This window comes from Nonomuraea sp. NPDC001684 (assembly GCF_053596515.1).
Window position 1 is genome coordinate 1 of the sequence record NZ_JBSFGJ010000145.1, and the last position, 20,210, is coordinate 20,210.

At 71.9% G+C, this 20,210-nt stretch carries 20 protein-coding genes; 10 read left to right on the forward strand and 10 right to left on the reverse strand.

Features of this window, described 5'->3' with window-relative positions; translation table 11 throughout:
- A partial coding sequence (locus ACWCSD_RS24550) for a M23 family metallopeptidase (RefSeq protein WP_449918160.1) occupies nucleotides 1-735 on the forward strand: 735 nt, incomplete at its 5' end.
- Here ACWCSD_RS24550 and ACWCSD_RS24555 read toward each other — a convergent pair.
- Together ACWCSD_RS24555 and ACWCSD_RS24560 are read right to left on the reverse strand one after the other, a co-directional pair.
- The gene (locus ACWCSD_RS24555; RefSeq protein ID WP_397160578.1) at nucleotides 698-1,861 is read right to left on the reverse strand and encodes an NAD(P)/FAD-dependent oxidoreductase; all 1,164 of its coding nucleotides are present in this window, start codon (nucleotides 1,859-1,861) and stop codon (nucleotides 698-700) included. The genes ACWCSD_RS24550 and ACWCSD_RS24555 overlap by 38 nt on opposite strands.
- A 77-nt stretch (nucleotides 1,862-1,938) precedes the next feature.
- Entirely contained in the window at nucleotides 1,939-3,159 is a 1,221-nt protein-coding gene (locus tag ACWCSD_RS24560; protein WP_352352533.1) for a deoxyguanosinetriphosphate triphosphohydrolase, read from the reverse strand.
- Between the two features lie 80 nt (nucleotides 3,160-3,239).
- Between ACWCSD_RS24560 and ACWCSD_RS24565 the strand changes: the two genes are divergently transcribed.
- The gene (locus ACWCSD_RS24565) at nucleotides 3,240-4,730 is read left to right on the forward strand and encodes a M48 family metalloprotease (protein ID WP_397160580.1); all 1,491 of its coding nucleotides are present in this window, start codon (nucleotides 3,240-3,242) and stop codon (nucleotides 4,728-4,730) included.
- Here ACWCSD_RS24565 and ACWCSD_RS24570 read toward each other — a convergent pair.
- On the reverse strand, nucleotides 4,727-5,197 hold the full coding sequence (locus tag ACWCSD_RS24570; protein ID WP_397160582.1) for a GNAT family N-acetyltransferase: 471 nt from the start codon (nucleotides 5,195-5,197) through the stop codon (nucleotides 4,727-4,729). The genes ACWCSD_RS24565 and ACWCSD_RS24570 overlap by 4 nt on opposite strands.
- Nucleotides 5,198-5,483: 286 nt before the next feature.
- Nucleotides 5,484-8,120, reverse strand: coding sequence for a pyruvate, phosphate dikinase (ppdK, locus tag ACWCSD_RS24575; protein WP_449918164.1), 2,637 nt, complete (start codon nucleotides 8,118-8,120; stop codon nucleotides 5,484-5,486).
- A 419-nt stretch (nucleotides 8,121-8,539) separates the two neighbouring features.
- On the opposite strand from ppdK, the gene ACWCSD_RS24580 reads away from it, so the two are divergent.
- The gene (locus tag ACWCSD_RS24580; RefSeq protein ID WP_449918166.1) at nucleotides 8,540-8,983 is read left to right on the forward strand and encodes a hypothetical protein; all 444 of its coding nucleotides are present in this window, start codon (nucleotides 8,540-8,542) and stop codon (nucleotides 8,981-8,983) included.
- Between the two features lie 68 nt (nucleotides 8,984-9,051).
- Here the strand turns inward: ACWCSD_RS24580 and ACWCSD_RS24585 are convergent, their stop codons facing one another.
- Together ACWCSD_RS24585 and ACWCSD_RS24590 are read right to left on the reverse strand one after the other, a co-directional pair.
- Entirely contained in the window at nucleotides 9,052-10,224 is a 1,173-nt protein-coding gene (locus ACWCSD_RS24585) for a HAMP domain-containing sensor histidine kinase (RefSeq protein WP_397160586.1), read from the reverse strand.
- Complete coding sequence (locus ACWCSD_RS24590; protein WP_352323395.1) at nucleotides 10,221-10,883, reverse strand: response regulator transcription factor; 663 nt, start codon at nucleotides 10,881-10,883, stop codon at nucleotides 10,221-10,223. The genes ACWCSD_RS24585 and ACWCSD_RS24590 overlap by 4 nt, the downstream gene beginning before the upstream one ends.
- A gap of 150 nt (nucleotides 10,884-11,033) precedes the next feature.
- Here ACWCSD_RS24590 and ACWCSD_RS24595 point away from each other — a divergent pair, with 150 nt between their 5' ends.
- The gene (locus ACWCSD_RS24595) at nucleotides 11,034-11,945 is read left to right on the forward strand and encodes a dienelactone hydrolase family protein (protein ID WP_449918169.1); all 912 of its coding nucleotides are present in this window, start codon (nucleotides 11,034-11,036) and stop codon (nucleotides 11,943-11,945) included.
- 90 nt (nucleotides 11,946-12,035) lie between these two features.
- Here ACWCSD_RS24595 and ACWCSD_RS24600 read toward each other — a convergent pair whose 3' ends face one another.
- Together ACWCSD_RS24600 and ACWCSD_RS24605 are read right to left on the reverse strand one after the other, a co-directional pair.
- On the reverse strand, nucleotides 12,036-13,421 hold the full coding sequence (locus tag ACWCSD_RS24600) for a glycine--tRNA ligase (protein ID WP_397160589.1): 1,386 nt from the start codon (nucleotides 13,419-13,421) through the stop codon (nucleotides 12,036-12,038).
- A 94-nt stretch (nucleotides 13,422-13,515) separates the two neighbouring features.
- Nucleotides 13,516-13,803: an antibiotic biosynthesis monooxygenase family protein gene (locus ACWCSD_RS24605; RefSeq protein WP_352352524.1), complete on the reverse strand. Its 288-nt coding sequence runs from the start codon at nucleotides 13,801-13,803 to the stop codon at nucleotides 13,516-13,518.
- A gap of 57 nt (nucleotides 13,804-13,860) precedes the next feature.
- Between ACWCSD_RS24605 and ACWCSD_RS24610 the strand changes: the two genes are divergently transcribed.
- The 5 genes from ACWCSD_RS24610 (at nucleotide 13,861) to ACWCSD_RS24630 (ending at nucleotide 17,235) form a co-directional block, all read left to right on the forward strand.
- Complete coding sequence (locus ACWCSD_RS24610) at nucleotides 13,861-14,205, forward strand: DUF6703 family protein (RefSeq protein WP_449918172.1); 345 nt, start codon at nucleotides 13,861-13,863, stop codon at nucleotides 14,203-14,205.
- Nucleotides 14,206-14,298: 93 nt separating this feature from the next.
- Complete coding sequence (locus ACWCSD_RS24615) at nucleotides 14,299-15,204, forward strand: metal ABC transporter substrate-binding protein (protein WP_397160594.1); 906 nt, start codon at nucleotides 14,299-14,301, stop codon at nucleotides 15,202-15,204.
- A complete protein-coding gene (locus tag ACWCSD_RS24620) occupies nucleotides 15,201-15,980 on the forward strand; it encodes a metal ABC transporter ATP-binding protein (RefSeq protein WP_387672591.1) in 780 nt (259 codons plus the stop codon). Before ACWCSD_RS24615 ends, ACWCSD_RS24620 begins: the two co-directional genes overlap by 4 nt.
- On the forward strand, nucleotides 15,977-16,849 hold the full coding sequence (locus tag ACWCSD_RS24625) for a metal ABC transporter permease (protein ID WP_352323402.1): 873 nt from the start codon (nucleotides 15,977-15,979) through the stop codon (nucleotides 16,847-16,849). The genes ACWCSD_RS24620 and ACWCSD_RS24625 overlap by 4 nt, the downstream gene beginning before the upstream one ends.
- Complete coding sequence (locus ACWCSD_RS24630; protein ID WP_352323403.1) at nucleotides 16,846-17,235, forward strand: Fur family transcriptional regulator; 390 nt, start codon at nucleotides 16,846-16,848, stop codon at nucleotides 17,233-17,235. Before ACWCSD_RS24625 ends, ACWCSD_RS24630 begins: the two co-directional genes overlap by 4 nt.
- Here the strand turns inward: ACWCSD_RS24630 and ACWCSD_RS24635 are convergent.
- A complete protein-coding gene (locus ACWCSD_RS24635; RefSeq protein ID WP_449918177.1) occupies nucleotides 17,175-18,092 on the reverse strand; it encodes a DMT family transporter in 918 nt (305 codons plus the stop codon). The genes ACWCSD_RS24630 and ACWCSD_RS24635 overlap by 61 nt on opposite strands.
- A gap of 91 nt (nucleotides 18,093-18,183) precedes the next feature.
- Between ACWCSD_RS24635 and ACWCSD_RS24640 the strand changes: the two genes are divergently transcribed.
- Nucleotides 18,184-18,711: a CGNR zinc finger domain-containing protein gene (locus ACWCSD_RS24640; RefSeq protein ID WP_352323427.1), complete on the forward strand. Its 528-nt coding sequence runs from the start codon at nucleotides 18,184-18,186 to the stop codon at nucleotides 18,709-18,711.
- Between the two features lie 257 nt (nucleotides 18,712-18,968).
- Here the strand turns inward: ACWCSD_RS24640 and ACWCSD_RS24645 are convergent.
- On the reverse strand, nucleotides 18,969-20,210 hold a 1,242-nt coding region (locus tag ACWCSD_RS24645), incomplete at its 5' end, for an ABC transporter permease (protein WP_449918178.1).

Sequence of the window (20,210 nt, forward strand, 5' to 3'; positions counted from 1 at the left end):
CCCGGCCCGTCCGGCCAGGACGGCGAGCAGCAGGCCGAGCGGCCGCCCAAGGGGGACGACCCGGTCAAGGTGCCGCCGCCCAAGCTGTCGAAGTTCACCTACACGTTCCCGGTCAAGGGTTGCGGCACGACCTACCAGCGCAGCCTGCTGGTGCTGCCCAAGACGACGATCTGGGCCCCGCAGGGCTGCTCGTTCGTCGCGCCGGTGGACGGCGTCGTGGACGAGGTCAACGTCAAGAACCGGTGGGCGCCCTCCACCGACAAGGGCGCCGACCGCGAGGGCCGGTTCGTCACGATCATCGGCGACGACGGCGTGCGTTACCTCGGCGGCCACCTCGACTCCGTCGCCGACGGCGTGCGGCCAGGCGTGCGGGTCAAGGCCGGGCAGCTGCTCGGCCGGGTGGGCAGATCGGGCAACGCCCGCGACGCCGGCTCCAACCTGTACTTCGCGATCTCCTGGAAGACCGGCCCGGCCTACTGGTGGGTGCGCCGGGGCATGGTCGAGCCGTGGGACTACCTGGACGCCTGGCGCTCCGGCAACCGCACGCTCTCCCCCCGCAAGGAGACGCTGGCGCTGCGCGGCAAACTCGGCGAGACGCCGCGCTGCGCGGTCCAGTGCACGTCGAAGAAGGTGCCGCAGGCCACCAAGCAGCCCAGGAAGCCGCGCAGGACCGCCGAGCCCAAGGACGACAACCCGATCACGGCGGACCCGTCGTCAACTCCTTTCGGTCAATGACGACGCCCGACCTGATCAGCTCCTGGATCTCCGGTACGGCGTCCCGGATGTTGACGCTCATGCCGGCGACCACCCGGCCCGCGCGCAGCCAGAAGGCGACGAACCGCAGGTCCTCCAGCGAACCCCGGCAGACGATCTCGTCGTGGCCGTCGGTGTCGCCGGTGAACTCCATGCTCAGGTCGTACTGGTCGGTGTAGAGGTAGGGGATGTCGTCGTGGACGACGTCCTGGCCGAGCATGGCGCGGGCGGCGGCCGGACCGCCCCTGAGCGCGCCCGACCGGTGCTCGACGCGGACGTGCCGGCCGTACAGGGGGTGGAAGGGCTCGGCGGCGTCGCCGGCGGCGTAGACGTCGGGGTGCGAGGTGCGCAGGGAGGCGTCGGTGCGGATGCCGTGCCGCACCTCCAGGCCCGCGTCGCGGGCCAGCTCCACCTCGGGCGCGACGCCGATGCCGGCCACCACGAGGTCGGCCGTCAGCCGCTCCCCCGTGCTGAGCCGCACGCCGGTGCCGGTGACCTCGGCGACGGCGGTGCCGAAGCGCAGGTCCACGCCGTTGCGGGCGTGCAGGCGGGCGAACACCGCGCCCAGCTCGGGGCCGAGCGCCCGGTTGAGCGCGGTGGGCTCGGGCTCGACGACGGTGACCGGGCAGCCCGCCGCGCGGGCCGCCGCCGCGCTCTCCAGCCCGATCCAGGACGCCCCGACCACGATGACGCTGCCGCCCTCGGCGAAGCGCCGCCTGAGCGCCTCGCAGTCCTCGACGGTACGCAGGTAGTAGGCGGGTCCGGGCAGGCGTCTCGGCGTCGCCCCGGTCGCGATCAGCAGCTTGTCGTAGGCCCGCCGGGACCCGTTGGCGAACCTGACGACGTGGTTGCGGGGCTCGATGCGGGTGACGGGCAGGCCGAGCCGCAGCTCCACGTCGTTGTCGGCGTACCAGCCGGGGGCGTGGACGTAGATCTTCTCCCGCTCGCCGCCGCCCCGCAGGTACTCCTTGGACAGGGGCGGCCGTTCGTACGGGCGTTCGCTCTCCGCGCCGGCGAGCACGACCTCGCCGGCGAAGCCCTCCTCGCGCAACGTCTGCGCGGCCTTGGCTCCCGCAAGGCCCGCGCCGACGATGACATATGTAGCCATGCGCGCAGTATCCGCCGACGAGGCAGGTCCGCAAAGCCGCTCGTGGGGGCGGTTTCACCGGCCCCGGCGGCCTGCCGTCACTTCGACAGGCGCCGGTGCCAGGCCACGGCCGAGGTGTCGGTGAGCGAGGCGATCTGGTCGATCACGACGCGCACGCGGGCGGGGTCGTCGGGGGCGTCCAGGAAGGCGGGGCGGAAGGCGGGTTCGAGGGTGGCGGGGGCGCCGAGCGTGATCAGCGAGGCCAGCTCGGTGATCAGCTCGCGCTGCCTGGCCTGGTTGGCGTGGTGGCCCTCGGTGGTCATCACGTAGTGGGCGGTGACGCCCTTGAGCAGGGCGCACTCCAGCAGCGTGGCGCGCGGCACGACGAGGTCGGCGCGGTGGCGGGCGCCGTGGACCTCCTTGGTGGCGGTCTGGGCCGAGCGGCAGAACCGGCCGATCAGGCCGCTGGTGAGCGCCTTGAGGCCGGCCAGGTCGGCGAGCGTGGCCTCGAAGCGGCGCGGCCACAGCGGGTCGGCGATCAGTTTGGCGAAGACCTCCTCCAGCTCGTTGAGGTCGGCGCCGGGCGCGTACCAGGCGCGGGTGACGCGGGCCACCGCGCCGCGCTCCACGGGGGACTGGAGCGCCTCGGGGGTGACGTGGCCGGAGTGGAGCGCGTCCTCCAGGTCGTGGACGGAGTAGGCGACGTCGTCGGCCCAGTCCATGATCTGGGCCTCGAAGCTCACGCGGCCCTCCGGGGCGCCGTCCCTGATCCACTCGAAGACCGGCAGGTCGTCGTGGTAGACGCCGAACTTCGGGGACTTCTCGCACGTCCAGGGGTATTTGACGGAGGCGTCGAGTGCGGCCCTGGTGAGGTTGAGGCCGGCGCTGCGGCCGTCGTCGGTCAGGACCTTGGCCTCCAGCCGGGTGAGCAGGCGCAGGCTCTGGGCGTTGCCCTCGAAGCCGCCGCACGAGGTGGCCAGCGCGTTGAGCGCCACCTCCCCGTTGTGCCCGAACGGCGGATGGCCGAGGTCGTGGGCCAGGCAGGCGGTCTCGACCAGGTCGGGGTCGACGCCGAGCGTGGCGCCCATCTCCCTGCCGACCTGGGCGCATTCGAGCGAGTGGGTCAGCCGGGTGCGCGGGATGTGCTGGCCGCCGCCGAGCGTCTCGCCGGGGCCCACGACCTGGGTCTTGGCCGCCAGCCTGCGCAGCGCGGCGCTGTGCAGGACGCGGGCGCGGTCGCGTTCGAACGCACCGCGGCCGGGGTTGCCGGGTGGTTCCGGGACCCATCGTTCCTGGTCGTGCTCGTCGTAGTACGACATTGGTGCAGTGATTTTATCCAGTTTCCTGTCTCCGCTAGTGTCGAGCCTCGCGAGAACCCCTTCCCCGGGAGCCCTCCCCCATGACGACAGCGTTCCGAGCGGTGCTGGCCTTCAGTCTGCTCGCCGGCTTCTACGTGCTGGTCGGCGTCATCCTGGTGGCCGCCGTGTTCTTCGACGTCCTGCTGCTGGTGGACTTCCACGCCGCGGCGCTGAAGGTCGCGATCGTGCTCACGCTGGCGGCGGGCGCGCTGGTGCGGGCGCTGTTCATGGTGGGCAGGAACCAGGGGGGCGAGCTGCCGGGCGTGCCGGTGGGGCGCGAGCACGAGCCCGCGCTCTGGCAGGCGGTGGAGGACCTGGCCCGGCGGGTGCGCACCGCGCCGCCCGACGAGATCCGGCTCGTCCCCGAGGTGAACGCGGCGGTCTCGGAGGACACCCGGTTCCTCGGGCTGCGCGCGACGCGGCGGCGCATGTTCATCGGGCTGCCGCTGCTCCAGACGCTCACCGTCGACGAGCTGCGCGCCGTGCTGGGGCACGAGCTGGGCCACTACAGCGGGGCGCACACGCGGCTCGGCGCGCCCGTCTACCGGGGGCGGGTCTCGCTGATCGCGACCGTGCAGGGGCTGGGCAACCATCCGATCATTCAACGGCTCTTCGCCGGGTACGCCAAGCTCTACCTGCGGGTGTCGCAAGCCGTGTCGCGTCGCCAGGAGCTGGAGGCCGACGAGTTCGCGGTGGCGATCGGCGGGCGCCAGGCCATGTCGGGCGCGCTCCGCAAGATCCACGACACCTCCTTGGGCTGGGACCTGTACGCCGGCGACTACCTGTCGCTGACCGGCGTGGGCGGCACCCGTCCGGCCTCGGTGTTCGGCGGCTTCCACGCGCTGATGAACGACCCCGGCCGGCGGGCCGAGATCGCCCGGCTGGGCGAGCGGCCCGAGGAGGTCTCGCCGTACGACTCCCATCCCAGCCTGGCCGACCGGCTGGCCGCCATCGCGGTGCTGCCCGAGCCTGAGCACGTCCCCGATCCGCGTCCGGCCCTGACGCTGCTGCGCGATCCCGACGTCGCGGCCGAGGCGGTCGAGCGGTCGATGTGGACGCCGGAGGCGCTGGCCGGGCTGCGCCCGGTGCCGTGGGACGAGCTGGTGGCCCAGGGCATGTACGCCGCGCGCAACGCCGAGGCCCTGCACGACCTGGCGGTGGCGGGACAGCGGGTGATGGGGGCGACGCGGCCCTACCTCGACGCGGCCTTCGAGGCGATCGCCAGGGGCCGCCAGGCGGAGCTGGCCGAACGGCTGCGCGAGCTGGGCTGGAAGCCGTCGGAGACGCTGCTCGCCGGGGTGCTGGGGCAGGCGCTGGAGGCGGTGCTGATCCAGCTAGGCGAGGCCAGGTGGACGCTGTCCTGGTCGGGCCCCGCCCGGCTGCTGTTCGAGGACGGCGAGGAGGTGGCCCTGGCCGAGTACGCGGCCAGGGTGGCGGGTGATCCGGAGGCCGTGGCCGGGCTGCGGCAGTGGCTGGGCGACCACGGGATGCGGCACGACTACGTGCCGGCCGAGGAGGCCCTGCCCCGTTAACCGGTCGCGGGCTGCCCGGCGTCCGGCCGGCGGACCATGAGGACGTCGACCTGGTCCTCGCCCTCGACGGTGAAGCCGTGCCGCGCGTAGAGCCGCTGGGCGGCGCTGCCCCGCAGGACGACCAGGCGCACGGTCGCGCGCTCGGCGTCGGCGCGGTCCAGCAGCGCCCGCAGCACGGCCGAGCCGAGCCCGCGTCCCTGGACGGCGGGGGCGAGGTAGAAGTGCTCCAGCCAGTGCCCGTCCTCGGCGGGGCGCAGGGTGACGCAGCCGGCGAAGGCGCCGCCGGCCAGGATGACGGAGGTGTGCCCGGGAGCGAAGGAGTCGCGGAAGCGCTGCCGTACCCGGTGCTCGTCGAAGCGGCCCAGCCGTTCCAGGTCGGGGCGCATCACCGTGGCCCGCAGCTCCGCGATGGCCTCCACCTCGTCCGGCCCGGCGGGCCGCAGCTCCCATTCCAGGAGATCTTTCATGCCGGAAAGTATCCCAAAAGCCGCTTTTCGCGCGATCTCCGGGGTTCGTGGACAGGAAATCAACAGATCTTCAACCGGGCGCTCCTACGATCCGTCGCAAGGAGCGCTCCTCCAGGGAGCGCCGGCAGGGAGGGAACCCCCGTGAACTTAGGCGTCCCGGAGATCATCATCGGTTTCGTGCTCTTCTTCCTTCTGATCGGGATCGTGGTGTTCACCGCCGTGGCGCTGGCCAACCGGCGCCGCGGGTAGGGGCGGCCGGGGGCAGGGGCCCCGGCCGCCGCGCTCGTCAGCGGGTGTCGGAGTCGGTGTCGGTCAGGGCCGCGCGACCGGCCTCCAGCCGGGCCACCGGGATGCGGAACGGGGAGCAGGAGACGTAGTCGAGGCCGACCTCGTGGCAGAAGTGCACCGAGTCGGGGTCGCCGCCGTGCTCGCCGCAGATGCCGACGTGCAGGTCGGGGCGGGCCGCGCGGCCCTCCTCGACGGCGATCCTGACCAGCCTTCCGACGCCGTCGCGGTCCAGGGTCTCGAACGGGCTGACGCCGAAGATGCCGAGCTCCAGGTAGCGCGAGAAGAAGGCGGCCTCGACGTCGTCGCGGCTGAAGCCCCAGGTCATCTGGGTCAGGTCGTTCGTGCCGAAGGAGAAGAACTCGGCGGCCTCGGCGATCTGGCCCGCCGTCAGCGCCGCCCTCGGCACCTCGATCATGGTGCCGATCAGCGCCTCGACGCCGGTCTCCGCGAGGATCCTGGTCGCCTCCTCGCGTACGGACTCCAGCTCCTGGACCGACGCCACCAGCGGGATCATGATCTCCGGACGCGCGCCCGGGACCTCGGCCGCGGCCTGGGCGATCGCCCGCACCTGCATGGCGAACAGCCCGGGGATCACCAGGCCGAGCCGCACGCCGCGCAGGCCCAGCATCGGGTTCTGCTCGTGCAGCCTCTTGACGGCGGACAGCAGCCTGCGGTCCTTGTCGGTCACGTCGGGCGAGGTGGCGACCTTGACCGACAGGTCCACCAGGTCCGGCAGGAACTCGTGCAGGGGCGGGTCGATGAGCCGGATGGTGACCGGGTCGCCGCCCATGGCCTTGAAGATGCCGATGAAGTCGGCCTTCTGCAGGGGTTCGAGGGCGTCGAGCGCGGCCTGCCGCTCCTGGTCGCCGTCGGCCAGGACGAGGTCCTCGACGAGCTGGCGGCGCTCGCCGAGGAACATGTGCTCGGTGCGGCACAGGCCGATGCCCTGGGCGCCGAAGCGGCGGGCCCGCGCGGCGTCCTCGGGGGTGTCGGCGTTGGCGCGGACGCGGAGCCGGCGCACGGAGTCGGCGTGGCCCATGATCCGGTCCACGGCCCTGACCAGGTCGTCGTCCGGCTGCGCGCCCTCGAAGTACTCGACGACGGCCGAGTCCACGACCGGGACCTCGCCGAGGTAGACCTCGCCGGTGGTGCCGTCGATGGAGATCACGTCCCCTTCGGCGACGACCTCGCCGCCGGGGGCGGTGAACGTGCGCTCGCCGGTGGAGACCTCCAGCTCCTCGGCGCCGCACACGCACGTCTTGCCCATGCCGCGGGCGACCACGGCGGCGTGCGAGGTCTTGCCGCCGCGGCTGGTCAGGATGCCCTTGGCGGCGATCATGCCGGCCAGGTCGTCGGGGTTGGTCTCGCGGCGGACGAGGATGACGTCCTCGCCCTGCCCGGCCAGCTCGACGGCGCGCTCGGAGGAGAAGACGACCTTGCCGACGGCGGCGCCCGGCGAGGCGTTCATGCCCTTGGCGATCTTCTTCTTCTCGGCGCCGCCGTCGAAGCGGGGGAACATGAGCTGGGCGAGCTGGTCGCCGGTGACGCGGGTGACGGCCTCGTCGAGGGTGATCAGGCCCTGGTCGACGAGCTGGGTGGCGATGCAGAAGGCGGCCGCGGCGGTGCGCTTGCCGACCCGCGTCTGGAGCATCCACAACTTGCCGCGCTCGATCGTGAACTCGATGTCGCACAGGTCCTTGTAGTGGTTCTCCAGCGTCTCCATGATCTGCAGCAGCTCGTCGTAGGAGCGCTTGTCGAGGCGTTCGAGTTCCTGGAGGGGGATGGTGTTGCGGATGCCGGCGACGACGTCCTCGCCCTGGGCGTTCTGCAGGTAGTCGCCGTAGATGCCCTGCTGGCCGGAGCCGGGGTCGCGGGTGAAGGCGACGCCGGTGCCGGAGTCGTTGCCGACGTTGCCGAAGACCATGGCCACGATGTTGACGGCGGTGCCGAGGTCGGCCGGGATGCGCTCCTGGCGGCGGTAGAGGATGGCGCGCGGGGCGTTCCAGGAGTCGAAGACCGCCATGACGGCCAGCCGCATCTGCTCGCGGGGGTCGGCGGGGAAGTCCTTGCCGGTCTGCTCCCGGACGATGCCCTTGTAGGTCTCGACCAGACCCTGCAGCTCGCCCGCGTCGAGGTCGGTGTCCTGGCGGCGGCCCTTCAGCTCGTCGAGCGCGTGCTCGAACAGGTCGCCGTCGAGGCCGAGCACGGTCTTGCCGAACATCTGGATCAACCGGCGGTAGGAGTCCCAGGCGAAGCGGTCGTTGCCGCCCGCCTGCTTGGCCAGGCCGTGCACCGACTCGTCGTTGAGCCCGATGTTGAGGACCGTCTCCATCATGCCCGGCATGGAGAACTTCGCGCCCGACCGTACGCTGACCAGCAGCGGGTCGTCGGCCTGACCGAGCCGGCGGCCCATCTGGGCCTCCAGGGCGTCCAGGTGCTCGGCGACCTCGCGCTCCAGGCCGTCGGGAAGAGCGCCTTCCGTCAGGTAGTGACGGCAGGCTTCAGTGGTGATCGTGAATCCGGGGGGTACGGGCAGCCCGAGATTCGTCATCTCGGCGAGATTCGCGCCCTTTCCACCGAGAAGATCCTTGAGATTCCTGTTGCCCTCGGTGAAGTCGTAAACGTACTTGGCCACCACAGCTCCAATCCAACGCTTCTGCCCGGGACTCTACCGGCGAAATTGATGATGAAACTGCACTCCTCGGTTAAGTCATCGTTTTTGCAGGTCAACCGCCCGTGACAGGTCTAATCCAATTATAGGACCGCTGCCCGATAAATTGGTTTATACCAATTGGTTTACACCAATTCTTGAGAAAGAGGAGCGAGAGGTGGGGAATCGGATCCGGTCCCGCCAGGAGACGCCCATGGCGGCTCGCGGCAAGCCAAAGCGTCGTGCAGACTTCGTCGCGGGATCGGCCAAGTCCCCGCGGACACGGTGATCTACCTGGACCTCCGGCCCCCGCGACCGGCCGGCGGCCGTCGTGATCGCTCAACGTGACCGAGCTCGGGTCGTTCCGCGATATGGACGTGATCGAGGCATGACACTCTGCTCGCATGCCCCGCACGACGCCCCGAGGTCTGATGGCCGCCTGCCTGGTCCTGGCGCTGTCCGCCTGCGGCTCGGGAACGCCCGAGCCCTCCGGGGGGTCGACGGTGCCGGGAGCGGAACAGCGGCACGCCACCCAGCTCCGGCCGGGCGACTGCCTCGTGTCCATCCCCGACGACCTGATCGCGACGATCGTGCCGTGCGGCAACCCGCACGCGGCCGAGTTCGGCATGATCTACGTCGTGCCGGAGGGGGCGTGGCCGGGCGCCGAGCAGGCCCGGCGGCAGGCCACGGACTTCTGCGCGCCGCGGCTGCGGATCGCGCCGGGCAGGCGGAGCGAGGTCAAGGTGACCGCGTTACCGCCGCTGGAGGAGGAGTGGCCGCGCCACCGCACGGCGTACTGCGTGGCGGTGGCGCGTGAGGGGCAGCTCGTCGGGCGCGTGGTGGAGTAGGACGCACAGGCCCGTCGGCGCGGGCCCCACGACGCGGGTCACGCGAGGCGGTCAGGGAGGGCGGGCGGTCAGGCGGGCATGGGGTTGGTCTCGGGCGCCGGGCCGGCCGCGCCGTCGCGCGGCGGCAGCCACAACACGAACGTGGCCCCCTGCCCGAGCCTGGAGAACACCGCCACCCGTCCCCCGTGCGACTCCACGATCTGCCGGACGATGGCCAGGCCGAGCCCCGTGTGCCGGTCGCGCCGGCTGGCCTCGCCGCGCCAGAACCGGTCGAAGACCCGCTCCTGCTCGGCCACGCCGAGGCCGGGCCCGTCGTCCCTGACCGCGACCCACAACCAGCCGCCCGACCGGCCGGCCTCCACCCGGACGCCGCCGCCCGGCGGGGTCAGGCGCACCGCGTTGGACAGCAGGTTGGCCACGGCCCGGCGCAGCGCGTCCTGGTCGCCGGTCATCTCCAGGTTCCGATCCAGCCGCCGGGTGATCGTCAGGCCGCGGGCGGCGGCCGGCGCCGCGTACTCCTCGCACGCCTCCCGCGCCACCCTGCTCAGGTCGAGGTCGGTGTCGGCGAACGCGGTCGCCTGCCGCCGGGCGCTGGCCAGCAGGTCCTCCACGAGCCTGGTCATGCGGGTGGTCGCCCGGTCCACGATCTGCACGGCCCTGGCCCGCTCCGCCTCGCTGGCGTCCGGCGAGGCGAGCACGGCGTCCACGTTGGCCCGGATGATCGTCAGTGGGCTGCGCAGCTCGTGCGAGGCGTCGTCGATCAGCCGGCGCTGCGCGCTGAACGCCTCCTCCAGCCGGTCGAGCATGGTGTCGATGGTGTCGGCCAGGTCCTTGAGCTCGTCGCGCGAGCCGCCCAGCCTGATCCGCCGCGTCAGGTCGGTCGCCTGGATCTCCTCCGTCGTCCGGGTGATCGACCGGACCGGACGCAGCACCCGTCCCGACAACACCCAGCCGATGCCCAGGGACGCCAGGTAGAGCCCGGCCAGGGTGGCCAGCGAGTAGTCGCGCAGCGTGGCCAGCGTCCTGATGTTGACCTCGTTCTCGACCTCCTCGATGAAGACGACCTCCTGCTTGCCCACGTACTGGTTGCCGCGGTACGCCTTGGCGTACTCGGTCGAGTACGGGCGTTCCTCGGTGGTCTTGGAGACCGCGACGTAGATGCCGCCCAGCACCAGCGCGGCCAGCACGAACAGCAGCCCCGAGTAGAGCACGGTGAGCCGGAAGCGGATGGTGTGGATCACGCCGGCTCCCTGAGCCGGTAGCCGCGGCTGATCACCGTCTCGATGAGGCCGTCCTCCTGGAGCTTGCGGCGCAGGTTGCCGACGGTGACCCGGACGGTGTTGGTGAACGGGTCGGCGTGCTCGTCCCAGACGTGTTCGAGCAGCTCCTCGGTGGAGACCACGTGGCCGGGACGGGTCATCAGGTAGTGCAGCACGCCGTACTCCTTGGGGGTCAGGGCCAGGGAGCGGCCGTCGAGGGACACCTCCATGCGGGCGGTGTCGATGCGCAGCCCGCCCACCTGGAGGACGGCGGTGCCGCCGGTGTCCCTGCGCAGCAGCGCCCGCACCCTGGCCAGCAGCTCGGGGAAGGCGAACGGCTTGACCAGGTAGTCGTCGGCGCCCTCGTCGAGGCCGCGCACCCGGTCGTCGAGTCGGTCGCGGGCGGTGACCATGATGATCCGCACCCCGCGGCCGGCGGCCCGTACCGAACGGCAGAGCTCGAAGCCGTCGCCGCCGGGCAGGTTCAGGTCGAGCAGCACCAGGTCGTAGGTGTTGACCTCCAGCTTCTCGTGCGCCGACGGCGCGTCGTAGGCCACATCCACCGCGTAGCCCGCCCGGACCAGACCCACCCGTAACGCGTCGACCAGGTCTTCCTCGTCCTCGACCACCAGCAGTCGCATGATCTTGACCATAGTTCCGGATGAGGGGTCACGCCATGGGGCCGGAGCGGCGTTCCCGGCTCCAGCACCACCTCACCAAACGCCAGCGAAAAACCACATAACTATCGCCTTTACACGATTTTTCGGTGTTCACCATTAGATCTTTCGACCATGACGCCCTTCCAGCGATATTTGGCAGAAGAAGTGGCACTCGACCACGTAGAGGGCCTGATCTCGCGGCGCGAGGCCCTGCGCCGCCTGGGCCTCCTCGGGCTCACCCTCCCCGCCGCCACTGCTCTCCTCGCCGCCTGCGGCGCCACCCCCGACACCGACCCGGCGAGCACGCCTACGCCGCTCGCGGCCTCGCCGTCCGGCACGGCCTCCCCCGCGGGCCCGGCCCCGCTGCCCACGCAGGAGATCACGTTCCCCGGCCCGGACGGGACCACCCTGCGGGCCGCCTGGTCCCCCGCCGCCGTCCCCAAGGGCGCGGTGCTGGTCATGCACGAGAACCGCGGGCTGACCGACCACATCCGCTCGGTCGCCGGCCGGCTGGCCGCAGGCGGCTACTCGGCCCTGGCGCCCGACCTGCTCTCCCGGGACGGCGGCACGGCCGCGTTCGCCGACACCGCCCAGGTCACGGCCAAGCTGGGCGAGATCCCCCAGGAACGGTTCGTGGCCGACATGAAGGCGGCCGTCGACGAGCTGGAGAAGCGGGCCGAGGGCGCCGGGCTGGGCATGATCGGGTTCTGCTTCGGCGGCGGGATGACGTGGCTGCTGCTGTCGTCCGGGGAGACCCGGCTGGCGGCCGCCGCGCCCTTCTACGGCCCGCTGCCCGACGACGCGGACCTGACCGAGGCCAAGGCGTCCGTGCTGGCGATCTACGCCGAGCACGACGACCGCGTCAACGCCACCAGGGACGCGGCCGAGGCGGCGCTGACGAAGGCCGGGCTCACCCACGAGCTGGTGACCGTCCCCGGCGTCGGCCACGCCTTCTTCAACGACACGGGCGCCCGCTACGACGAACGGGCCGCCTCGCAGGCCTACGACTACGTGCTGACCTGGTTCGGCCGCCACCTATCCTGACCGACCCGGTTTGTCCTGCAGTCTGGCTGGAAAACGCGAGCGCCGCCCGCGGCGGAGAGCCGGGGCGGCGCTGGCGAGGTGAAACCGCGATCAGTCGTTGAGACGCTGGCGTAGGTAGGAGTCGACCTGGTCGATGGCGATGCGCTCCTGGGCCATGCTGTCGCGCTCGCGGATCGTCACCGCGTGGTCTTCGAGGGTGTCGAAGTCGACGGTGATGCAGAACGGGGTGCCGATCTCGTCCTGGCGGCGGTAGCGGCGGCCGATCGCGCCCGCGTCGTCGAACTCGACGTTCCACCGCCTGCGCAGCTGCGCGGCCAGGTCGCGGGCCTTCGGCGACAGGTCGGCGTTGCGCGACAGCGGCAGCACCGCGGCCTTGACCGGCGCGAGCCGGTGGTCGAGCTTCAGCACCGTGCGCTTCTCCATGACGCCCTTGGCGTTGGGCGCCTCGTCCTCGGTGTAGGCGTCGAGCAGGAAGGTGAGCGTGGCCCGGTCGACGCCGGCGGCCGGCTCGATGACGTAGGGGACGTAACGCTCACCGGTGTCCTGCTCGAAGAAGCTCAGGTCGACGCCCGAGGCCTTGGAGTGGGCGGTGAGGTCGAAGTCGGTCCGGTTGGCGATGCCTTCGAGCTCGCCCCACTCCGAGCCCTGGAAGTTGAAGCGGTACTCGACGTCGACGGTGCGCTTGGCGTAGTGGGACAGCTTCTCCTGCGGGTGCTCGTAGAGGCGCAGGTTGTCCTTGTTGATGCCCAGGTCGGAGTACCAGCGGAACCGCTCGTCGATCCAGTACTGGTGCCACTCCTCGTCGGTGCCGGGCTTGACGAAGAACTCCATCTCCATCTGCTCGAACTCGCGGGTGCGGAAGATGAAGTTGCCCGGGGTGATCTCGTTGCGGAAGGACTTGCCGACCTGGCCGATGCCGAACGGGACCTTCTTGCGCGCCGACTGCTGCACGTTGAGGTAGTTGATGAAGATGCCCTGGGCGGTCTCCGGGCGCAGGTAGGCCAGGCCCGACTCGTCCTCCACCGGGCCGAGGAAGGTCTTGAGCAGGCCGCTGAACTGCCGGGGCTCGGTGAAGGTGCCCTTGTTGCCGCAGTTGGGGCAGGTGATGTCGGCCAGGCCGTTCTCGGGCTCCTTGCCGTTCTTCTCCTCGTACGCCTCGACGAGGTGGTCGGCGCGGAAGCGCTTGTGGCACGACTGGCACTCGGTCAGCGGGTCGGTGAAGGTCTCGACGTGGCCGCTGGCCCGCCAGACCTCGGGGGCAAGGATGACGCAGGAGTCGAGGCCCACCACGTCGTCGCGCGACTGGACCATCGACAGCCACCACTGCCGCTTGACGTTGTTCTTCAGCTCGACACCCAGAGGACCGTAGTCCCACGACGCGCGAAGTCCGCCGTAGATCTCGCTCGACGGGTAAACGAGCCCGCGGCGCTTGGCGAGGCTGACGATGGTGTCCATGACGTCGGTGCGTCGTGCCATTTTGGTTGCGTCTCTTTCCGGCTGGAGGTCGGCGAGTGAATTCGGTGAGATCCCAGCTTAGGGGACGCTCACCCGGTCCCGCGCGCGAGTATCGCTACGCACCCTCTTGCGTGTACACGTCCTCGTACGCGCTGGGTTCGTTGACCATGAGGATCATCAACGGGTACATGACCATCCTGGAGGCCGACAGCGCCCTGCGGTAGAACCCCGCGCCCTCCCATTCGCTGACCAGCGCCCACAGGTTGGGCTCGTCGACCGAGCGGGCCAGCCGCCCGCGGTGGAAACCCGGCTGGGCGGCGAAGGTGTCGAGGATGGCGTGGCCCTGCTTGAGGAAGTCCTGGGACTGGGACTCTGGCACGGTGTATCGGATCACGGCGAGCACCAGCCCAGCCTAGAGGTGCGCACCCTGCTGTCAGGCGAACTCCCATAGGCTCTCGACGTGGCCTCCAAAAACAAGCGCCCGCTGCCCCAGGGCGAGCAGTTCTTCACGCCGGGCGCGGGCGGCGCGCGCAAGGCCGTCGAGCGGCGCAGCGCGGTCCCGATGACGTTTCTGTTCACGCAGGTGCCCAGGTGGGTGGCCCCCGCCGTGCTGGTGATCCTGCTGCTGGCCGCCTTCGCGCTGGCCAACTGGCTGGGCGGCGTGGCGGCGCTGGTGGTGCTGGCGTTCGTCGGTTGGCTGGCGTACCTGTCGTGGCCGTCGCTGGGGATCGGCGGGCGGCTGCTGCGGGTCGTGATGCTGGTCTTCCTGGCGCTCCTGGCGGCTGACCGGTTTGGGGCGTTCTAGTCCGGCCCGCCGTTCTAGTCCGGCCCGCCGGAGATTTTGACAATCATTTTCATTTTCTCCATACTTGAGGGCGTGATGTCCCGTACGCCCCCAATGCGCGCCGTAACCTTCCTCGCCGGAGCAGCCCTGCTGGCCACGTCCGCCTGTGGCGCCGGGGCCGCGGAGAGCACCGAGACCGCCGCGGGCGGCAGGCCCGCGGTGATCGCCGCCTTCTACCCGCTCCAGTGGCTCACGGAGCAGGTGGCCGGGCCCGACGCCGACGTGACCGTCCTGACCGCGCCCGGCGTCGAGCCGCACGACCTGGAGCTGGGCATCCAGCAGATGACCAAGCTCCAGGACGCCGCCCTCACGGTCTACGTCAAGGGCGTGCAGCCGGCCGTTGACGACGCCGTCTCCGCCGACACCGCCTTCGACGCCGCCGCCGTCGTCACGACGATCCCGGCGGGCGGGCACGCCGATGAGGAGGGCCACGCGGAGGAGCACGGCGTCTCCTACGACCCGCACATCTGGCTCGACCCGTCCCGGCTGGCCACGGTCGCCGGAAAGCTGGGCGAGCGGCTGGCCGCCGCCGACCCCGCCCACGCGCAGGCGTACAAGGACCGCGCCGCCACCGCGGCGGGCGTGCTGGGCGGCCTCGACCAGGAGTTCGCCAAGGGCCTGGCCGGCTGCGCCGGCAAGACGCTGGTCACCGCGCACGAGGCGTTCGGCTACCTGGCCGACCGCTACAAGCTCAAGCAGGTGGGCATCACGCTCGACCCCGAGACCGAGCCGTCGCCCAAGCGCCTGTCGGAGGTGGCCGCGCTGGCCAGGGCCGAGGGCGCCACCACGATCTTCACCGAGTCCCTGGTGAGCCCGAAGGTGGCCGAGGTGCTGGCCGGCGAGGTCGGCGCGAAGACGGCCGTGCTCGACCCGCTGGAGAGCAAGCCCGCCGGCGACTACCTGACGGCCATGCGCGACAACCTCAAGACCCTCCGCACGGCGCTGGGGTGCGCGGCATGAGCGAGACGGCCTTCGCGATGACCGGCGGCCGGGTCAGCTTCGACGGCCGGCAGATCCTGCGCGGCGTCGACCTGACCGTCTGCCCCGGCGAGGTGGTGGCCCTCCTGGGGGCCAACGGCTCGGGCAAGTCCACCCTGGTCCGCGCGCTGCTCGGCCTCACCCCGCTGTCCGGCGGCCAGACCCTCCTGTACGGCTCCCCGCCCGCCCGGTTCCGCGACTGGTGGCGCATCGGCTACGTGCCCCAGCGCCTCCAGGTCGGCGGCGGCGTGCCCGCCACCGTCCGCGAGGTCGTGGCCTCGGGCCGCGTCGCCAGGCAGAGCCGGCTGCGCAGGACCAGCGCGGCCGACCGGGCGGCGGTCGCGCACGCCCTCGACGCGGTCGACCTGACCGGCCGGGCCGGCGATCCCGTGCAGTCGCTCTCCGGCGGCCAGCAGCAGCGCGTGCTCATCGCCCGCGCCCTGGCCGGGGAGCCCGACACGTACGTGATGGACGAGCCCACGGCGGGCGTCGACGCCGAGACCCAGCAGCTCCTGGCCGACACGCTGGGCGGCCTGGTCCGCGACGGCAAGACGATCGTCCTGGTCGCCCACGAGCTGGGCCCGCTGGAGCCGCTGATCACCCGCGGCGTCGTGGTCCGCGAGGGCCGCGTCGCGCACGACGGCGAGCCGCCGCGGCCCGAGGGCGAGTGCGCCAGGCCCGGACACGAGCACCAGCATCCGCACGCCGAGGAGCCGCCAGCCGGCCCGCTGACCGGCTGGCAGGGAGAACCGCGATGATCGACCTTCTGCAGGAGAACCTCTTCCAGCTCGCGCTGATCGCCGCGCTGCTGGTGGGGCTGTGCGCGCCCGCGGTGGGCACGTTCATCGTGCAGCGCAGGCTGTCGCTGCTCGGCGACGGCATCGGGCACGTCGCGCTGACCGGCGTGGCGCTGGGCTTCCTGACCGGCACCGCGCCGGTGCTGACGGCCGTGGTCGTCTCGGTGCTGGGCGCGGTGGCGATCGAGCTGGTCAGGGCCCGGGGCCGGACCAGCGGCGACGTCGCGCTCGCCCTGCTGTTCTACGGCGGCATCGCGGGCGGCGTCATGCTCATGGGCATCGCCCCCGGCGGCAGCAACGCCAAGCTGAACTCCTACCTGTTCGGCGCCATCGCCAGCGTCACGCGGGAGGACATCTGGATCATCGGCGCGCTGGCCGTGGCCGTCATCGGCGTGGTCGTCGTCTTCGGCAGGGAGCTGTTCGTGCTCTGCCAGGACGAGGAGATGGCCAAGGCCAGCGGCCTGCCGGTGCGCTTCCTCAGCCTGCTGATCGCGGTCACCGCCGCGCTCACCGTGGTCATCGCCATGCGCGTGGTCGGCCTGCTGCTGGTCAGCGCCCTGATGGTGATCCCGGTGGCCACGAGCCAGCAGCTCACCAGGGGCTTCCGGGCCACGATGGGCCTGGCGATGCTGTTCGGCGTGCTCGCCTCGGTGGGCGGTCTGCTGGCCTCGACGATGTCGTCGCGGGTGCCTCCGGGCGCGGCGATCGTGCTTCTCGCCCTCGCCGGCTTCGTCCTGGCCCTGGCTGTCGGTAAATTCGTACGGCGAGGCCGTATCCAGGAGTCCCCAGTGAGCCGGCGACCACATGTCCGTGTCGAGGAGGTCGCATGACGACGAGGCGCGATGCCGTGCACGACACCCTTCGCCGCAGCGAGGGGTTCCGCAGCGCCCAGGACGTCTATGCAGAGATGCGCCTGCACGGCGCCAAGATCGGGTTGACCACCGTCTACCGGGCGCTGCAGGCGCTGGCCGACTGCGGCCAGGTCGACGTGCTGCGCACCGACGAGGGCGAGTCGGTCTACCGGGCGTGCGCCAGCGACGACCATCACCACCACCTGGTCTGCCGCCGTTGCGGGCACACGGTCGAGGTGGCCGGGCCGGCCGTCGAGCGCTGGGCGGAGGCGGTCGGCAGCGACCACGGCTTCACCGAGATCACTCACACGGTCGAGGTCTTCGGCACCTGCTCGTCCTGCTCGGCGCCGGCCCGCGTGGGCTGAGGGCCGCGGGAGCCGTACAGCACGCCCAGCACGACGGCGGCGCACCCGGCGAGCTGCAGCGCGGAGGGCCGCTCCCCCAGCGTGAGCGTGGAGATGGCGACCGTGGTCATCGGCTGCACGAGCAGCAGCAGCGCCGTGAGCGCCGCGGGCTGCCTGGGGAGCGAGTAGGTGATCAGCAGCCATCCGGCCACCTGCGGCCCCAGCGCGAGCAGCAGCAGCCACCCGTGCGCCGGCCATTCCGGCGCCAGGTCGGCCCCGCCGAACAGCGGGCTGAGCGCGGCGATCAGCACGGTGGCCACGACGGTCGCGTGCGCCAGGGGCCCTGCCGTCCGGCCCGGCCCGGCCTTCATGAGCAGCAGGTAGGCGGCGTACACGACGGAGGTCGCCAGCCCGGTGACGGCGCCCATGACGGGGTCGAGCCCGTACGCCGCGCCGTCGAACACCCCGGAGATCAGCACGACCCCGCCGAAGACGATCGGCGTGCTCGCCATGAGCCGGTTGGACGGGCGCTCGCGGAACAGGCCCCAGGCGGCGAAGGCCACGATGAACACCTGCAGGTTGCCCAGCACGGTGGCCAGGCCCGCGCCGACCAGCTTGATCGACTGGTGCCAGAACAACAGGTCGAGTGAGAACAGCACGCCCGCCGCCCAGGCCGGCAGCGCGTTCCGCCAGGGCAGGGGCCCCAGCTTCCGCCGTTCGAGCCAGGCGAGCAGCAGCATGGGCGGCACCGCGTACGCGCAGCGGAACAACGCCGACGTCGCGGGCGACGCACCGGCCAGCCGCACCAGGGGCGCGGAGGTGGAGATGATCAGTGCTCCGGCGATCGCGATCAGGACGATACGCCGATATGCACTCACGGAAACCCCCGGAGTCCCATGGGAGAGATACGCTGCGACCACGCTAGAACCGGCCCCGACAGGAGTCAACATGCCGTTTGGCCATGACATGGTGCATTCTTTGGCGACCGTTGTCGACCTGGTCAACACCTCGCCGTCCACCGGCGGCGACGACGGTCTGGCCAGCCTGGCCGAGTTGCAAGCCTTCGTGGAGTCCCGGCAGATCAGCGGCATCGGCGCGCTGACCGCCCGCGACCTCGGCCAGGTGCGCATGGTGCGCGAGGCGTTCCACCGGGTGTTCACGGCCTCCGACGTGGCGAGCGCCGTGCGCACGCTCAACGCGTTGCTCGCCGAGACGCGCATCACGCCCAGGCTGACCGAGCACGACGGCCACCCGCTGCACGTGCACTACTTCGCCACCGACGCCTCCCTGGCCGAGCACGTGGCCGCCGACTGCGGCGTGGCGCTGGCGCACCTGCTGGTGGAGGGCGAGATGGAGCGCCTGCGCACTTGCTCGGCCCCCGACTGCGACCGCGTATTCGTCGACGAGTCCCGCAACCGCTCGCGGGTCTACTGCGACAGCCGCACCTGCGGCAACCGCATGCACGTCGCCGCCTACCGGGCCCGCCGCCGCGCCTGACCGTCCCGCACGCGAGCCGCCCGTCCCCGCGGCGATCGGGGGACGGGCGGCGGGTGCGGGTGATTCAGGGTGCTTCGCTGGACGTCTGCCACCACGGCGGCTTGGCGGTGGCGAAGACGTCGGAACAGTTGCACGAGCCGCAACCTGGGATCATCGGCCCTCCTTCATCGTGGGGGAACGGGTTGTACCCGCCTTCACCGGCTCTCAGCCTGACCCTCGTGCCAGAATTCCGGATACCGCCGGGACGCCACGTCTCCTCAGCCGGCGTCGCGCCGCCGCAGGGCGAGCAGCCCGGCGGCCGTGAGCGCGGCCGTCAGCGCCAGCAGCGTCAGCTCCGGCATCGTGCCGAACGCCTGCCCCGCCATGATGTTCGGCAGGTAGTGGAACGGCTCGAACGGCGTGCCGCCCCACACCCCGTAGAAGGGCGCGACGACCTGTCCGAGCAGGGCGGTCAGGATCCAGGCCGCCCAGCACAGCGGCACGCTCGCCCGGGGCAGCAGCCCGTAGGCCGCCACGCAGACCGCCCCGACGCACCACGCCGCCGGGGCCTGGCTCAGGGCGGCGGCCACGAAGCGCGGCGCGGTGCCGGCGAAGTCGCCGAGGAGCGCGGCGTACACGGCGCTGAAGACGAGGGCGGCGAGCGCCGGCAGCGCGGCCGTGCCGAGCGCGGCCACCGCCAGGTGCCCGGCCGCCCAGCGGACCCGGGTCAGGGGCGTGGCCTGCACCTGGGCGGCGCGGCCCGAGGTCTCCTCCGAACGCAGCCGCACGACCATGAGCACCGGGTAGAGCGCGCTGCCGTAGGCGAGGATCAGCAGGTAGTACCACATGTAGCCGTCGAGGGCGTCCGCCGCGGGGACGCCGAGCAGGTTCGTGATGTTGGCGACCACGACGCTCGGGTGGGCCAGCACGTCCTTGGCCAGCGGGCCCATCGCGCCGCCCATCGCCGCGAACGCCGCCGTCCCCACCGCCCACTTCAGCAGCAGGCCGCGGTGCAGCCGCCAGGCCAGGGAGACCGGGCCGCGCAGCCGGGGGGCCTCCTGCTTGCCCGGCCGTTCCGGCAGCAGGCCCGAGCCGAGGTCCCGGCGGTTGAGCAGCGCGTACGCCAGCGCGCACAACCCCCCGGCGGCCAGCGTGGAGACGCCGAGCAGCCACCAGCGGTCGGCCCGGTAGGCGTCCACCAGGTGGCTCCAGCCGAGCGGCGACAGGGCCTTCAGCCACGGCCGGTCGCTCGCGTCGGCGGCGTAGCGCAGGACGTAGGCCAGGCCGAGGGCGTACAGGCCGATGACCGTGGCGGTGCGGGCGTCGCGCGCCAGTTGCGCGGCGACGGCGCCGACGCCCGCGAACACCCAGCCCGCCACCACGACCGCGGCGCCGTAGGCGAGCGTGCCGACGGGTTCGAGACCGGCGGCGAGCAGAGCGGCGGCGGTCAGCGCCCCGCCGGCCAGGCTGGTCGCCCCGGCCACCAGCAGGGCCGCGCCGAGCGGCGCCCGGCGGCTCAC

Bases quoted from the DNA above. Each gene is read 5' to 3' on its own strand.
- ACWCSD_RS24620 (WP_387672591.1), top strand. From the start codon at position 15,201: ATGAGCGAGACGGCCTTCGCGATGACCGGCGGCCGGGTCAGCTTCGAC.
- ACWCSD_RS24560 (WP_352352533.1), bottom strand. From the start codon at position 3,159: ATGTCGTACTACGACGAGCACGACCAGGAACGATGGGTCCCGGAACCA.
- ACWCSD_RS24625 (WP_352323402.1), top strand. From the start codon at position 15,977: ATGATCGACCTTCTGCAGGAGAACCTCTTCCAGCTCGCGCTGATCGCC.
- ACWCSD_RS24565 (WP_397160580.1), top strand. From the start codon at position 3,240: ATGACGACAGCGTTCCGAGCGGTGCTGGCCTTCAGTCTGCTCGCCGGC.
- ACWCSD_RS24590 (WP_352323395.1), bottom strand. From the start codon at position 10,883: ATGCGACTGCTGGTGGTCGAGGACGAGGAAGACCTGGTCGACGCGTTA.
- ACWCSD_RS24570 (WP_397160582.1), bottom strand. From the start codon at position 5,197: ATGAAAGATCTCCTGGAATGGGAGCTGCGGCCCGCCGGGCCGGACGAG.
- ACWCSD_RS24600 (WP_397160589.1), bottom strand. From the start codon at position 13,421: ATGGCACGACGCACCGACGTCATGGACACCATCGTCAGCCTCGCCAAG.
- ACWCSD_RS24630 (WP_352323403.1), top strand. From the start codon at position 16,846: ATGACGACGAGGCGCGATGCCGTGCACGACACCCTTCGCCGCAGCGAG.
- ACWCSD_RS24580 (WP_449918166.1), top strand. From the start codon at position 8,540: ATGCCCCGCACGACGCCCCGAGGTCTGATGGCCGCCTGCCTGGTCCTG.
- ACWCSD_RS24595 (WP_449918169.1), top strand. From the start codon at position 11,034: ATGACGCCCTTCCAGCGATATTTGGCAGAAGAAGTGGCACTCGACCAC.
- ACWCSD_RS24555 (WP_397160578.1), bottom strand. From the start codon at position 1,861: ATGGCTACATATGTCATCGTCGGCGCGGGCCTTGCGGGAGCCAAGGCC.
- ACWCSD_RS24615 (WP_397160594.1), top strand. From the start codon at position 14,299: ATGCGCGCCGTAACCTTCCTCGCCGGAGCAGCCCTGCTGGCCACGTCC.